This window comes from Isoptericola sp. NPDC019482 (assembly GCF_040632295.1).
Lineage (GTDB): Bacteria > Actinomycetota > Actinomycetes > Actinomycetales > Cellulomonadaceae > Isoptericola.
Genome location: NZ_JBEYBQ010000023.1, coordinates 54,172 through 67,286, shown reverse-complemented (window position 1 = coordinate 67,286; position 13,115 = coordinate 54,172). Strand labels below are relative to the sequence as shown.

Here is a 13,115-nt window from a genome sequence, read left to right as displayed (position 1 = left end):
GGTCTCGTTGTGCGGCGTCGCGGACACGTCGACGCCGTCGACCGGCGTGAGGTACGCCACGGTTCCGGGGTCGGCCGTCACGCATCCGGACCTGAATGCGTGCGCCACCGCCTGTTCGGCGACCCGGACGGGGTCCGCGTCAGATGAGCAGCGTCGGCTTGATGTCGACGAGCCGGCCCAGCAGCCCGTTGACGAACGACGGCGAGTCGTCCGTCGAGAGCTGGCCGGCGAGGTCGACCGCCTCGTCCACCGCGACGGCGTCGGGGACGTCGTCGTTGTACAGCAGCTCCCAGGTGCCGATGCGCAGCAGCGCCCGGTCGACCGCGGGCATGCGCTCGACGGTCCACCCCTGCGAGTAGGTGGCCAGGAGCTCGTCGATGCGCTCGCGGTGCGCGACGACGCCCTCGACGAGGTCGACCGTGTACTGCGGAACCGCGGCCTCGGTGTGCGGCTCGATCACCCGGTCCGCGACGAGCACCTGCGGGTCGATGCCGCGCTGCTCCGCCTCGAAGAGGAGGTCGACGGCGCGCTTGCGCGCCTTGGTGCGTGCACCCATGTCAGCAGGCGCCCCGTCAGTCGTTCACGCGGCCCAGGTACGACCCGTCACGCGTGTCGACCTTGACCTTGGTGCCCTGCTCGAGGAACAGCGGGACCTGGATCTCCGCGCCCGTCTCGAGCGTGGCGGGCTTGGTGCCGCCGGTGGAGCGGTCGCCCTGCAGGCCCGGCTCCGTGTAGGTGATCTCCAGGACCACGGACGAGGGGAGCTCGACGTACAGCGGGGTGCCGTCGTTGGAGGCGACCATGATGTTCATGCCCTCGAGCATGTAGTTGCTCGCGTCGCCGACGGTGGCGGCCGGCACCGTGATCTGGTCGTACGTGTCCGTGTCCATGAAGACGTAGTCGGCGCCGTCCATGTACAGGTACTGGAAGTCGCGGCGGTCCACGTTCGCGGTCTCGATCTTGGTGCCCGCGTTGAAGGTCTTGTCGACGACCTTGCCCGACAGGACGTTCTTCATCTTGGTGCGGACGAACGCGCCACCCTTGCCCGGCTTGACGTGCTGGAACTCGATGATCGTCCAGAGCTGACCGTCGATGCGAAGCACGGTGCCGTTCTTGATGTCGTTGGAGGTAGCCACGTTTCTTGTTCGTCCTCAGGGTCGGGTGCGGGCGGGTACGAAGCGGATGTCGTGCGGAGGTCGTGCGGTAGTCGACGTGCCGGGCCGCAGAGGGCCCGGAACATTCTACAGCCCGACCAGCAGCACGTGCCCCGCCACCCCGAGGGCGGCCGACCACGCGAGCGACGCCAGCGTGCCGACGACGAACCGCTCGCTCGCGACCGGGTGCTCCCGCAGCTCGGGGAACCGGCCGAGGCCCTTCACCGCGACGACGACCGCCACGCCCTCCGGGTAGCCGGCGAGGAGCGATCCCGTGACGCACAGCCGCTCGAGCAGGCCGATCCAGGTGCCGCCGCGCAGTACCGCGACGGCCTCGGCCGCCGCCTGCGGCTCCCGCTCGGCGTGCCGCAGCACCCACGGCACGAGCCACGCGCCGCCGCCCACGCTGGCGGCCAGGCCCACGACCCACACCGAGACGTCCGCCGCCACCGCTGCCCAGCTCACCGTGCGCGCCCCTCCCCTGACCCGTCGTCGCCGACGCCGCCTGCATCTTCGTGATCGTCGTGGTCATGGTCGTTCACGGCACCGACAGCACCGCCGTCCGGGCCATCGTCAGGGTCGGCACCCGCCGCCCGCAGCAGGCGCGCCGCGAGCGGGCGTGCGGCGGCGTCCTCGGCCCACAGCGCCGCCCGCAGCCGCTGGCTCACCGCCTGCTCGCTGACGCCCAGGGCGGCCGCGGACGCCCGCTGCGGTGCGGGTCCCCGCTGCGCGACGAGCGCGTCGACGGCCTCCCACCCCGCGACGGTGCGGCGCGCGACCACCGCGCCGAGCAGGTGCAGCAGCGCCTGCGCGTCGGCGGCGACGGTGGCCCGGGGCTCCTCGTCGGGCCCGACCACCGCGAGGGGCACGCTGCCGCCGCCGCGTCGCTTGGCCCGCTCGACCGCGGCTCGCGCCCGCACGAACGCCGGGCCGGAGGCCGCCCGCGACGCCGTCGGCAGCGGCCGGTCGACGGCGCCCAGCCCGACCCCCACGGCCCATCCGCCGTCACGGACGAGGTCGAGGACGAGGTCGACGGCCAGCGCCGCGCCGTCGTCGTCCCCGGCCAGCACGCCCTGGAGCTCGTCGCCCACGGTGCGGTCGAAGGGCAGCACGACGCCCCGACGCCGCGACGCCCGGGCGTCGACGAGCGCCAGGGCCTCCGGCACACGGTCGGCGCCCTGGGTACTTCCCCGCTGGTCCGCGGTCACGACGATCATCGCTCAAGCCTAGGAACTTGTGTTGCCGATATCAAGGACACCCACTTGATATCACTCAAGCCTTGAGCGTAGATCGGTCCGAATTCAGCCCTGAAGCTTGTGCACCAGTGCGCCGAGGGCCAGCCGGTACGAGTCGAAGCCGAAGCCCGCGATCGTCCCCGTCGCGATCCCCGCGACCACCGAGTAGTGGCGGAACGACTCGCGCGAGGCGGGGTTCGACAGGTGCACCTCGACCAGCAGCAGCCCGGACGACGTCACCTGGGCCGCGGCGTCGCGCAGCGCGTAGCTGTAGTGCGTGAACGCTGCAGGGTTGAGGACGACGTGCGCGCGGGCGTCCACGGCCTCGTGCAGCCAGCCCACGAGCTCCGACTCGTCGTCGGTCTGGCGGACGTCGACCGTGACGCCCAGATCGCTCCCCCACACCGCCGCCTCGCGCTCGAGGTCGGCCATGGACGCGTGACCGTAGATCTCGGGCTCGCGCACGCCGAGCCGACCGAGGTTGGGACCGTTGAGGACGAGGACGTGAGTCATGGCCCGAGGGTACGGCGGCACCACCGCGCCCGTCCCGACCGTCCGCGGTCACGACGCCGACCGGATCACTCCGACTCGTCGACGAGCAGCCGGCGCGGGCCGGGGCCGTCGTCGCCGAGCGCGTCGTGCGGGTTGGCGAGCACGCACCGGCTCAGGGAGAGGCACCCGCAGCCGATGCAGTCGGTGAGGTCGTCGCGCAGCCGCTCGAGCTGGTCGATCCGCGCGTCGAGGTCGGCGCGCCACGCGGTGGACAAGCGCTCCCAGTCCCGGACGTTGGGGGCGCGGTCGGCGGGCAGGGTGCCGAGGGCCTCCGCGATGCGCGCCAGCGGGATGCCGACCCGCTGGGAGACCCGGATGAACGAGACCCGGCGCAGGACGTCCCGGCGGTAGCGGCGCTGGTTGCCCGCCGTCCGGCGGCTGGCGATGAGGCCTCGACGCTCGTAGAAGTGGAGCGCGGAGACGGCGACGCCGCTGCGCGCCGCGACCTCGCCCACCGTCAGCTCGACGTGGTCCCACGGGACCCTCTCGGTCGCGTGCTCCGGCACGATCCTCGTCCCTTCCCGCGCGGCGGCCTCCCGATCCTTGACCTCAACCATAGTTCAGGTCACAGCATGGCGGCATGGACGCCATCCGCCACCACGCCTACGGCCCGCCCGAGACCCTCGTCCTCGAGCAGGTCCCCGACCCCGTGCCCGGTCCCGGCCAGGTGCTCGTCGCCGCCCGCGTGCACGGCGTGCACCTCCTGGACACCGCCCTCCGCCGCGGCGAGTCCACCGGTCCCCTGCCCGCGCCACGCCTCCCCGCGATCCCCGGGCGCGAGGTCGCCGGCACGGTGGTCGCCGTCGGCCCGGACGTCGGGGACGACCTGCTCGGGGCACGCGTCGCCGCGCACCTGGGCGCCACGCCCGACGGGGGCGGGTACGCACGCCTCGCCGTCGCGTCCGTCGACTCCCTGCACCGCCTGCCCGACCGCCTCGACCTGGCCGACGCCGTCGCGATGATCGGCACCGGCCGGACGGCGCTCATGGCGCTGGAGGTGGCGGGGCCGGGTCCGGACGACGTCGTGGTGATCACCGCCGCCGCGGGCGGCCTGGGCTCCCTCTTCGTGCAGTCCGCGCTCGACGCCGGCACCCGCGTCCTCGCCCTGGCGGGCGGCCCGCGCAAGGTCCGCGCGGTCCGCGGGCTCGCACCCGACGCCGGGCAGCGGCTCGCCGTCGTCGACGTGTCCGCGGACGGCTGGCCCGTCGACGCCCGCCGCGCGCTCGGCGCCTGCGGGCGCCCGCCGCGACCCTGCTGATCGACGGCGTCGGGGGCGACCTCGGCGCCGAGGCGGCCGCGCTGCTCGGTCCCGGCGGGCGGCTCGTCGTGCAGGGCTGGGCCTCCGGGCGCCCGAACCCCGTGGCCGCGAGCGCCGTCACGCCGGACGGGCACCCGGTCGAGGTGCGGGCCGTCGTGGGACCGGGCGCGCCCGCGTTCGGCGACCTGCGCACGTACCAGCGCCGCGCGCTGGAGCGGGCCGCGTCGGGCGAGTGGCGCGTCCTCACCCACCGGGTGGCGTTCGCGGAGGCCGCACGGGCCCACCGGGAGCTCGAGGAGCGCCGCACGGTCGGCAAGGTGGTGCTGGGATGACCGCAGCATCGCCCGATGGCGCGCCTGTCGGCGGGGCGGCCGCGCCCTTGGGGCCGAGCGCACAACGCACGGTCCTGGCCGGGATGGTCGCGTACATCGCGCTGGGCGCGTTCGAGTCGCTCGCCGTGGCGACCGCGATGCCGACGGTGGCGGCCGAGCTGGACGGTCTGCGGCTGTACACGCTCGCGTTCGCGACGGGCTCCGCCGCGGGGGTGGTGGGGATGCTCGTCGCGGGGCGCTGGACGGACCGTCGCGGGCCGACGCCGCCGCTGCTGGCGGGGATCTCGCTGTTCCTCGTGGGGCTGCTCGTCGCGGGGCTCGCGCCGAGCATGCCGGTGCTCCTGGCGGGTCGCACCGTGCAGGGCGCGGGCAGCGGCATCGAGGGCGTGGCGATCTTCGTGCTGGTGGCGCGCGTGTTCCCGCAGGAGCGGCGGGCGAGGGTGTTCGCGTGGTTCGCCGCCGCGTGGGTGGTGCCCGGGGTGGTGGGGCCGCTGCTCGCCGGGGCGATGACGCAGTACCTGGGGTGGCGGTGGGTGTTCCTCGCCGTGCCCGTGCTGGCGGTGCCCGCCCTGCTGGCCCTGCGGCCGGCGCTCGCGGCGGGTCGTTCGGCGCACCCGGTCGGGCCGGTCGCCGACGACGGTCGGCCGAGCGGCGACGCCCCGCCGGCGGAGTGGCGGGGCGTCGTGGGGCAGGTGCTGCGCGGCGCGCGCGGCCTGGGCACGGTCGTGCTGGTGCGTGCGCTCGTGGCGGCCGCGTTCGTGGGTGCGCAGGTGCTGCTTCCCCTCGCGCTCACCCGCGAGCGGGGTCTCGCGCCGGCGTTCGCCGGGGCCGTCCTCACGCTGCACGTGCTCGGGTGGTCGACGGGGTCGTGGGCGCGCGGGCGCGGGCTCGGCGGTCTGTCGCACGCCGGTTTCCTCCGCGTCGGCGGCACGTCCCTCGCGCTGGGGACGGCGGGGGTCGCCCTGCTGGTCGTCCCGGGCGTGCCGCTGCTCGCGGCGGCAGCGCCGTGGGTGCTGGGCGGGCTCGGGATGGGTCTGGTGTTCCCCACCCTCAACCTGCTCGTCCTCGAGCTCGCGCCGCCCTCCGCGCAGGGCGTGTCCATGTCGGTGCTCCAGGTGGCCGACGCGGCGGCGTCCGCGCTCGCGCTCACCGGGACGGGGGCGCTGCTGTGGGCCCTGCACGACCGGGTCGGCGCGGCCGCCTACGCGGTGTGCCTCGGCCTCGCGGCGGCGCTCGCGCTGACCGCGACGGCCCTGGCGGGCCGCACGCGGCGGGGTACCGGTCCGCGCGCCGTCACGAATCCCGTCGACTTTCCGTCGGGTGTACGGGATGCTGCCGATGAGGATGCGCTCCCCGCCCGGTCCTCCTGAGCGGCACCGTTCTGTTCGCACGTCCTGGGCGAGCGTCCGCGCGCCCTTCTTCCTCCCTTCGTCCACCTCCGTCCGCACCGACCGGGCCCGCACCTCGGGCCGTTGCCTCGCACCGGCGCCCCTCTGAGGAGTCACGATGTCCCAGACCTCGAATCCCCCCACGTCCCCCGCCGTCCCGGTCGACAGGCTCCGCGCCGTCCTCGGGGACGGCACGCCCGTGGTCGCGCCCGACGACGACGGCTACGGCGCCGCCCGCACGATCGAGCCGGGCGGCGTCGAGCAGCGTCCCGCGGCGGTCGTGCGCCCCACCGGCACCGACGCCGTGGTCCGCGCGGTGCGCTTCGCGCGCGACACCGGCGTCGAGGTGTCCGTCCGCTCGGGCGGGCACTCCGTGTTCGGCCTCGGCGCCGCCGACGGCGCCCTCACGCTGGACCTGCGCGGCCTGGACGGCGTCGAGCTCGACGTCGACGGCCGCACCGCCTGGGCCGGCGGCGGCATCACCGCAGGCGCGTACTCGCGTGCCGCCGGGGAGCACGGCCTGGCGACCCCGTTCGGCGACACCGGCTCGGTCGGCGTCGGCGGCATCACGCTGGGCGGCGGCGTCGGCCTGCTGTCGCGCTCGCTCGGCATGACGATCGACAGCCTCCTCGGCGCGGAGGTCGTGACCGCCGACGGCGAGGTGGTGCGCACCGACTCCGACCACGAGCCCGACCTGTTCTGGGCGCTGCGCGGCGGCGGGGGCAACTTCGGGGTCGTCACCCGGTTCCGGTTCGCCCTGCACGAGGTGTCGCAGGTGGTCGGCGGGGTGCTCCTCATGCCGGCCACTCCCGAGGCCCTCGCCGACGTCGTCGCCGCCGCGGACGCCGCGCCGCCCGAGCTGACGATGATCGTCATGGTCATGCCCGCGCCGCCGATGCCGATGATCCCCGACCAGTGGCACGGGCGCCTCGTGGTCATGGCCAACGCCTGCTGGTCCGGCCCCCTCGACCGGGCGGACGCGGCCCTCGCGCCGCTGCGCGACGTCGCGGACCGCGCCGGCGGCGCCCTGCTGGACGGCCTGCGCACCGCGCCCTACCCCAGCCTGCTGGAGGGCGGGCCGGAGGGCGGCCCGCTCGTCGCGACCGGGCGCACGTTCTTCGCCGACGGGCTCGACGGGGCCGCCGCGGCCCACCTCCTGGAGCAGCTGGAGGGATCCGACGCGCTGATGCGCGCCGCCCAGCTGCGCGTGCTCGGCGGCGCGGTGGCGGACGTCCCCGCCGACGCGACGGCCTACGCCCACCGCGGGGCGCGCCTGGTGGGCAACGTCGCCGCGGTCGCGCGCGACGCGGCGGGCGCCGCCCGGTACCGACCCTGGGTGGACGCGCTGGCCGACCGGCTGCGCGGCCCGGACGGCGCGTACGTGAACTTCAGCCTCGACGGCGGGCTCGACGTCGCGCGGGCCGCCTACCCCGGGCCCACGTGGGAGCGGCTGCGCGACGTGAAGCGCCGCTACGACCCGGAGAACGTGTTCCGCGGCAACGTCAACGTGCCGCCGGCGTAGCGCGGCCGGCGGGGCTCAGCGGGCCCGCGCGTCGATCTCGTCGCGACGGGCCAGCACCAGCCGGTCGACGACGTCGTCCGGCAGCGGCGCGTCCGGCTGGAAGGAGACGGAGCCCTTGGTGGTGCGGAACCCGTCCAGGTCGTCCGCGAGCGCCACGAGGACCTCGGGGCTGAACGGGTAGAGGCCCACGTGCGTGCGGGTGACCATGGCGCTCACCAGGGGGCTGCCGCGGTAGCGCAGCGCCGGCATGCCGTAGCTGCGCCCCTCCTCGACGTCGGGGACCAGGGACCGCGCCCGCTCATAGACGCGCGCCACGGCGTCACGTTCCGGTCCGGACAGGGTGGCCAGGTAGTCCTCGACGTCTCCCACGGGCCCATCGTGGGGCGTCCGGTCACGTCTCGCCACGCCGCGTCGTCGGCAGTGCGGGGGCGGACGGACCGCCCCCGCGGAAGGATGGGCACCATGCCACGGACGGACACCCCTGCCCGACGACGTACCTCGCGGGCGACCGAGGCCGACCTCGAGGACCTGCGCCGGGTGGCGTTCGGTGCCGCGTACCGGATGCTCGGCAGCGTCACGGAGGCGGAGGACGTGGCCCAGGAGGCCATGCTGCGCGTGGCCCCTGTCGGGATGGTGGACCCGGCGGTGGTGAACCCGGCCGCGTACACCACCACCGTGGCGACGCGGATCGCGTTGGACGTGCTGCGCTCGGCGCGGGTGCGGCGCGAGTCGTACGTCGGCGAGTGGGTGCCCGAGCCGCTGGTCGGGGACGTCGTCGCCGCCGGGTCGGCGGGCCGGGAGGCCGCCGCGCACGCGGAGCTCGCCGACGACCTGTCCACGGCGTTCCTCGTGCTGCTGGAGACCCTCACGCCGGCGGAGCGGGCCGCGTTCCTGCTGCACGACGTGTTCGGCTATCCCCACCGGGAGTCGGCCCAGGTGATCGGGACGACGGAGCTGGCCGCACGGCAGCTCACGTCCCGGGCGCGGCGGCGCGTGGCGGCGCGGCAGGACGCCGCGGCGGACGTGCGGGCCGGGGCGCCCGACCCGCACGCCGAGGAGCTGGTGCGGCGGTTCATCGCGGCGACCGAGGAGGGCGACGTCGACGGTCTGGTGGCACTGCTGGCCGACGACGTCGCGCTCACCGGCGACAGCGGCGGCAACGTGCCCGCGGGGCTGGCGGTGTCGCGGCCGGTGTCGGGGAACGTGGCGGTGGCCCGGCTGCTGGCGGGCTTCGCGAGGCGGGGCGCGCCGGCACGCATCGAGGCGACCGTGGTCAACGGCGGCCCGGGCATGATCGCCTACGCCGACGACTCCGTGGGCGGCGGCGTCATCGGCACGTACGCCCTGCAGGTCTCCGGCGGCCGCATCGCCCGGATCGACGGCGTCATCAACCCGGAGAAGCTGCGGCACCTTGCGCCGCTGGCCGACCTGGAGGCCGTGGCCGCAGAGCTCAGGGCCGCGGGGCGGCGGCGTCGGGCACCGCAGGCTCCGGACGGCCCACCGTCACCTTGAGCATGAGCACCAGGCCCACGAGGATGACGGCGACGATGCCGAGGGTGCCCCAGATGGTGGCGCCGGTGAGCGCGATGAGCAGCGTCCACATCGAGGGGGCGAGGAACGACACCGCGCGGCCCGTCGTGGCGTAGAGGCCGAAGATCTCGGACTCGCGCCCGGCGGGCGCCACGCGGGCCAGCAGGGAGCGGGACGCGGCCTGCGCGGGGCCGACGAAGCAGGTCAGCGCCAGCCCCGCCACCCAGAACACGGCGGACCCGAACGGGTGCAGCGCGACGACGAGCAGCCCGCACGCCACGAGCCCGGTGAGCGAGCCGATGATCACGGCGCGCGGCCCGAACCGGTCGTCCAGGCGCCCGGCGACGATCGTGCTGAGGCCGGCGAGCAGGTTGGCGGCGATGCCGAACGCGATCACCGCGTCGTCGCTGAACCGGAACGACACCGCGGCGATGACGGCGCCGAACGTGAACACGGCCGACAGCCCGTCGCGGTAGACGGCGCTCGCGAGCAGGAACCAGAAGGTGGGCCGCTCGTGCCGGTACAGGGCGACCACGTCGCGCACCAGGACGACGTACCCGGCGAAGAACCCGACGCGCGGGCGGTCGTCGGCGGGCGGCGCCTCGGGCACGTAGCGGAACAACGGCCACGCGAATGCCACGGCCCACAGGGCGCACCCGAGCGCGATGACCCGGTAGGCCAGGCCGTCGTCGGTGGGCATCCCCCACCAGTCGAACGTCTGCGCCACCACCACGAGGACGAGCGCGACGATCCCACCCAGGTACCCCAGCCCCCACCCGAGGCCGGACACCCGCCCCACGGTGGCGCGCGTGGACACCTGCACGAGCATCGCGTTGTAGTTCACGCCGGCGATCTCGCTCGCCACGCTGCCGAGGGACACGAGCGCGGCGCCGAGCACGAACCATGCCGGGTCGGCGCGGACCGCGAACAGCGCCGCCATGGCCAGGACCATGACCAGCGTGGCGCCGCCCACCCAGGCCTTGCGACGACCCTCGACGTCGGCGCGGCGGCCCAGCACGGGCGCCAGCAGGGCCACGAGCAGGCCGCCGATCGTGATCCACAGCCCCAGGCCGCTGGTGAGCCCCGCCTGGGCACGCTCGTGCACCGGGTCGGTCGCGGGCAGCGCCGCCACCTCCGGCGTCAGGAAGGCGTCGCTCGTGAGGTACAGCGCCGTGAAGACGAACGTGACGATCACGGTGTTGAACGGCTGCGTCGCCCAGTCCCACATCGCCCACGAGACGACCTGACGGCGCGGCACCAGCGCCTCCGCGACGCCCGACCTCGCCGCGCCGTCGTGCAGCGGTTCGTGAGGTGAGGTGTGCGGCGACCCGTGCGGGGCGGTGGGCGCGGCGTCGGGTGCGGGTTCCGGCACCGCCGGTCGGTCGCTCATGAGGCGCAGTCTGCCGGACGCGACGGCCCGGCGGGAGGGGCGCGACGGCGCGCCGTGCGCGCGACGCGTGGATACGATCGCGCCGTGCCCGTCCCCGCCCCGCCGCCGTCCCCGCGCACCGCCCTGGACGGGGGCTGGCGGACGGACCGGCTCCTCGGCCACGGCTTCGAGGAGCGGCCTCTGGGACCCGCGACGCTCGTGCGGGCCGTCGACCGGCCGGAGCGGCCGCGCGCCGCCGTCCTGCACGTGCACGGGTACAACGACTACTTCTTCCAGGCGCACCTCGCGCGGGCCCTCGTGTCCGCCGGTCTCGTGCTCTACGCCGTCGACCTGCGCCGCGCCGGGCGCTCCCTGCTCGACGGCGGCCCCGGCGGCGGCACGGACGACCCGCTCCCCCCGCACTACGTCGCGAGCCTGCGCGAGGCGGGCGCCGACCTGTCCGCGGCGGCGCACGCGGTCCGGGAGCTCGACCCGGGGCTGCCGGTCGTGGTGCACGCGCACTCGACGGGCGGCCTGAGCGCGGCGCTGTGGGCGCACGCCGTCCGGCACGACCCGGCGCACGGGCCCGACCTCCTGGTGCTGAACTCGCCCTTCTTCTCCCTCAGCGGCTCGCGGCTCGCGGACGCGGGCCGCTCCGCGGTGCTCGAGATGCTGGGACGACGACGTCCGCTCGCCGTCGTGAGCGCGAACCCCTCGGTGTACGCCACGTACCAGCACGCCTCCCACGGCGGCCGGTGGGACTTCGACACGACGCTCAAGCGCCCCGAGGGTCTCCCGGCGCGCGCGGGCTGGCTCCGCACGGTCACGCGGGCGCAGGCCCGCCTGGCCCGCGGTCTCGCCGTGCCCGGGCCGGTCCTGGTCGCGCGCAGCGACTCCTCCGGCCCCGACCGGACCGACAACCCGCGGCTCGACGCGCAGGACACCGTGCTCGACGTCCGGCGGATCGCGGCCCTGACGCCCCGGGTGGGTCCCGACGCGACGTCCCTCGTCGTGCCCGGCGGCGTGCACGACCTCGCCCTGTCCGCCGACGCCCCGCGGCACGCCTACCTCGACGGCGTCCTGGCCTGGCTCGAAGCCCACCTGCCGGACGGCCACCTGCCGGACGCCCGCCTGCCTGACGCTCGCCTGCTCAGACCCCGCCTGCCCGGACCCCAGGAGGCACCATGAGACCCGCACCCGCGCACCCGTACCTCGACCCCCGCGGCGGCGACGGCGCGCCGCTGTCCGTCCTCGCGCTGGCGCACCGCGGCTTCTCGCACGGCCGGGAGAACCTGGAGAACTCCCTCGCCGCGTTCGCCGCCGCAGTCGAGCTGGGCTTCCGGTACGTCGAGACCGACGCGCACGGCACCGCCGACGGCGTCGCCGTCGCCCTGCACGACGCGTCCCTCGACCGGACCACCGACGCCACCGGTCGCGTGGCCGACCTGCCGTGGTCGGTCGTGCGGCACGCGCGCATCGGCGGCAGCGAGCCCGTGCCGCGGCTCGACGACGTGCTCGGCACGTGGCCCGACCTGCGGGTCAACGTCGACGTCAAGGAGGACTCCGGGATCGAGCCCACGGCTGCCGCGATCGAGCGCACGGGCGCGCACGACCGGGTCTGCGTCACGTCGTTCGACGCCCGCCGCCGCCGCGCGACGCTCGCCCGCCTGTCCCGGCCGGTCGCGACGTCCGCCGGCCGGCGCGAGGTGGTGCGCTTCCTCGCCGGCGCCCGCCTGCGCGTGGACGCGCTCGTCCGCCGCGCGCTGCGCGACGTGGACGCCCTGCAGGTCCCCGTCTCCGAGGGCCGCGTGCCCGTGGTCGACGCGCGGACGGTCGCCGCCGCCCACCGCGCCGGGCGCCAGGTGCACGTGTGGACGATCAACGAGCCCGGGGAGATGGGCCGCCTGCTCGACCTCGGCGTCGACGGCATCGTCACCGACCGCGCCGACCTGCTGCGCGACGTGCTCGTCGCCCGCGGCCTGTGGGGCTGAGCGTCTCCCGTTCCGGGCGCCTCCCGCGGGCCCGCCCGTCAGGCGCGTCCCGGCCAGGTGATGCCGCCGGCCGGCGCGGGCTCGACGCCCCACGTCTCGCGCACCACCGCCTGCCCGCTCGGGGTGAGCCGCAGCCCCCGCCCGCTCGTCCGCGCCACCCATCCGGCGTCGAGGAAGCGGGCGCCGACGGCGGCGCCGAGCGCCCCGGCCAGGTGCACCCGGCGCTCGGTCCAGTCCAGGCAGGCCCGCGTCGTCGGGCGGCGGGCGGCGGTCGCGCCGTCCACGTCCACGCCGAGCCCGCGCAGCCCGTGGGCGCCCTCGTCCGTGAGGGCGAGGACGTCGGCGCCGTCCAGCCATCCCCGCGCGACGCACGCCTCGGCCAGCCCCACGCCGAGCCGGCCCGCGAGGTGGTCGTAGCAGAACCGGGCCGCCGCCAGCCGGTCGGCCTCCCGGCTGCGCCGCAGCCCCGCCACCGGCACCGGGCCCGCCAGCGCGCCGAGGGCCTCCAGCGCGTCGGCCACGTCCGGTCCCGCGAGGGCGTAGTACCGGTGCCTGCCGCGGGCCCGGCCGGTCACCAGCCCGGCGGCCACGAGCACCGCCAGGTGCTCGGACGCGGCGGGTGCGCCCACGCCCGCCGCCCGTGCCAGCTCCCCGGCGGGGCGTGCCGTGCCGTCCATGAGCAGCCCGACCATCGCCGACCGCGCCGGCGCGGACAGCGCCCGCCCGACGTCGGTGAAGTCCCGGTCCCGCCCGTCGCCACCCATGAGCCCGACGATACGGCGAC

Annotated in this window: 16 protein-coding genes; 7 read left to right on the top strand and 9 right to left on the bottom strand. The window is 76.2% G+C overall.

What is annotated here, in order from left to right:
* Nucleotides 1–139: 139 nt before the first annotated feature.
* The 6 genes from nusB to soxR form a co-directional block, all read right to left on the bottom strand.
* Complete coding sequence (nusB, locus tag ABZ493_RS15090; RefSeq protein ID WP_430582958.1) at nucleotides 140–556, bottom strand: transcription antitermination factor NusB; 417 nt, start codon at nucleotides 554–556, stop codon at nucleotides 140–142.
* 16 nt (nucleotides 557–572) lie between these two features.
* Nucleotides 573–1,136 (bottom strand): elongation factor P, encoded by a 564-nt coding sequence (efp, locus tag ABZ493_RS15085; RefSeq protein ID WP_430582957.1) that lies wholly within the window; start codon nucleotides 1,134–1,136, stop codon nucleotides 573–575.
* A gap of 105 nt (nucleotides 1,137–1,241) precedes the next feature.
* Entirely contained in the window at nucleotides 1,242–1,619 is a 378-nt protein-coding gene (locus tag ABZ493_RS15080; protein WP_430582956.1) for a hypothetical protein, read from the bottom strand.
* A complete protein-coding gene (locus tag ABZ493_RS15075; protein ID WP_430582955.1) occupies nucleotides 1,616–2,371 on the bottom strand; it encodes a hypothetical protein in 756 nt (251 codons plus the stop codon). Before ABZ493_RS15075 ends, ABZ493_RS15080 begins: the two co-directional genes overlap by 4 nt.
* Nucleotides 2,372–2,455: 84 nt before the next feature.
* Nucleotides 2,456–2,902 carry a type II 3-dehydroquinate dehydratase gene (locus tag ABZ493_RS15070; RefSeq protein WP_430582954.1) on the bottom strand — a complete coding sequence of 149 codons (447 nt, stop codon included), beginning with the start codon at nucleotides 2,900–2,902 and terminating at the stop codon, nucleotides 2,456–2,458.
* A gap of 65 nt (nucleotides 2,903–2,967) precedes the next feature.
* Nucleotides 2,968–3,447, bottom strand: coding sequence for a redox-sensitive transcriptional activator SoxR (gene soxR / locus ABZ493_RS15065; RefSeq protein WP_430582953.1), 480 nt, complete (start codon nucleotides 3,445–3,447; stop codon nucleotides 2,968–2,970).
* Between the two features lie 74 nt (nucleotides 3,448–3,521).
* On the opposite strand from soxR, the gene ABZ493_RS15060 reads away from it, so the two are divergent.
* The 4 genes from ABZ493_RS15060 to ABZ493_RS15045 all read left to right on the top strand — a co-directional run bounded on the left by ABZ493_RS15060 (nucleotide 3,522) and on the right by ABZ493_RS15045 (nucleotide 7,441).
* A complete protein-coding gene (locus ABZ493_RS15060; protein WP_430582952.1) occupies nucleotides 3,522–4,199 on the top strand; it encodes an alcohol dehydrogenase catalytic domain-containing protein in 678 nt (225 codons plus the stop codon).
* Complete coding sequence (locus ABZ493_RS15055) at nucleotides 4,139–4,531, top strand: zinc-binding dehydrogenase (RefSeq protein ID WP_430582960.1); 393 nt, start codon at nucleotides 4,139–4,141, stop codon at nucleotides 4,529–4,531. Before ABZ493_RS15060 ends, ABZ493_RS15055 begins: the two co-directional genes overlap by 61 nt.
* Entirely contained in the window at nucleotides 4,528–5,901 is a 1,374-nt protein-coding gene (locus tag ABZ493_RS15050; protein WP_430582951.1) for an MFS transporter, read from the top strand. Before ABZ493_RS15055 ends, ABZ493_RS15050 begins: the two co-directional genes overlap by 4 nt.
* A 136-nt stretch (nucleotides 5,902–6,037) precedes the next feature.
* Complete coding sequence (locus ABZ493_RS15045; protein WP_430582950.1) at nucleotides 6,038–7,441, top strand: FAD-binding oxidoreductase; 1,404 nt, start codon at nucleotides 6,038–6,040, stop codon at nucleotides 7,439–7,441.
* A gap of 15 nt (nucleotides 7,442–7,456) precedes the next feature.
* Here ABZ493_RS15045 and ABZ493_RS15040 read toward each other — a convergent pair whose 3' ends face one another.
* A complete protein-coding gene (locus ABZ493_RS15040; RefSeq protein ID WP_430582949.1) occupies nucleotides 7,457–7,810 on the bottom strand; it encodes a DUF1801 domain-containing protein in 354 nt (117 codons plus the stop codon).
* 93 nt (nucleotides 7,811–7,903) lie between these two features.
* Between ABZ493_RS15040 and sigJ the strand changes: the two genes are divergently transcribed.
* Nucleotides 7,904–8,953, top strand: a complete 1,050-nt coding sequence (gene sigJ, locus ABZ493_RS15035; RefSeq protein WP_430582948.1) for an RNA polymerase sigma factor SigJ — start codon at nucleotides 7,904–7,906, stop codon at nucleotides 8,951–8,953.
* Here the strand turns inward: sigJ and ABZ493_RS15030 are convergent.
* Nucleotides 8,892–10,361, bottom strand: coding sequence for an MFS transporter (locus ABZ493_RS15030; RefSeq protein WP_430582947.1), 1,470 nt, complete (start codon nucleotides 10,359–10,361; stop codon nucleotides 8,892–8,894). The two genes, sigJ and ABZ493_RS15030, sit on opposite strands and share 62 nt — an antisense overlap.
* An 84-nt stretch (nucleotides 10,362–10,445) precedes the next feature.
* On the opposite strand from ABZ493_RS15030, the gene ABZ493_RS15025 reads away from it, so the two are divergent.
* Together ABZ493_RS15025 and ABZ493_RS15020 are read left to right on the top strand one after the other, a co-directional pair.
* The gene (locus ABZ493_RS15025; RefSeq protein ID WP_430582946.1) at nucleotides 10,446–11,528 is read left to right on the top strand and encodes an alpha/beta hydrolase; all 1,083 of its coding nucleotides are present in this window, start codon (nucleotides 10,446–10,448) and stop codon (nucleotides 11,526–11,528) included.
* Nucleotides 11,525–12,331, top strand: a complete 807-nt coding sequence (locus ABZ493_RS15020; protein WP_430582945.1) for a glycerophosphodiester phosphodiesterase — start codon at nucleotides 11,525–11,527, stop codon at nucleotides 12,329–12,331. Before ABZ493_RS15025 ends, ABZ493_RS15020 begins: the two co-directional genes overlap by 4 nt.
* Nucleotides 12,332–12,369: 38 nt before the next feature.
* Here the strand turns inward: ABZ493_RS15020 and ABZ493_RS15015 are convergent, their stop codons facing one another.
* Nucleotides 12,370–13,095, bottom strand: a complete 726-nt coding sequence (locus ABZ493_RS15015; RefSeq protein WP_430582944.1) for a winged helix-turn-helix domain-containing protein — start codon at nucleotides 13,093–13,095, stop codon at nucleotides 12,370–12,372.
* Between the last annotated feature and the right edge of the window lie 20 nt (nucleotides 13,096–13,115).

Coding starts and splice junctions, on each gene's coding strand:
- nusB (WP_430582958.1), bottom strand. CDS start 556: ATGGGTGCACGCACCAAGGCGCGCAAGCGCGCCGTCGACCTCCTCTTC.
- ABZ493_RS15075 (WP_430582955.1), bottom strand. CDS start 2,371: ATGATCGTCGTGACCGCGGACCAGCGGGGAAGTACCCAGGGCGCCGAC.
- ABZ493_RS15070 (WP_430582954.1), bottom strand. CDS start 2,902: ATGACTCACGTCCTCGTCCTCAACGGTCCCAACCTCGGTCGGCTCGGC.
- ABZ493_RS15060 (WP_430582952.1), top strand. CDS start 3,522: ATGGACGCCATCCGCCACCACGCCTACGGCCCGCCCGAGACCCTCGTC.
- ABZ493_RS15050 (WP_430582951.1), top strand. CDS start 4,528: ATGACCGCAGCATCGCCCGATGGCGCGCCTGTCGGCGGGGCGGCCGCG.
- ABZ493_RS15045 (WP_430582950.1), top strand. CDS start 6,038: ATGTCCCAGACCTCGAATCCCCCCACGTCCCCCGCCGTCCCGGTCGAC.
- sigJ (WP_430582948.1), top strand. CDS start 7,904: ATGCCACGGACGGACACCCCTGCCCGACGACGTACCTCGCGGGCGACC.
- ABZ493_RS15030 (WP_430582947.1), bottom strand. CDS start 10,361: ATGAGCGACCGACCGGCGGTGCCGGAACCCGCACCCGACGCCGCGCCC.
- ABZ493_RS15020 (WP_430582945.1), top strand. CDS start 11,525: ATGAGACCCGCACCCGCGCACCCGTACCTCGACCCCCGCGGCGGCGAC.
- ABZ493_RS15015 (WP_430582944.1), bottom strand. CDS start 13,095: ATGGGTGGCGACGGGCGGGACCGGGACTTCACCGACGTCGGGCGGGCG.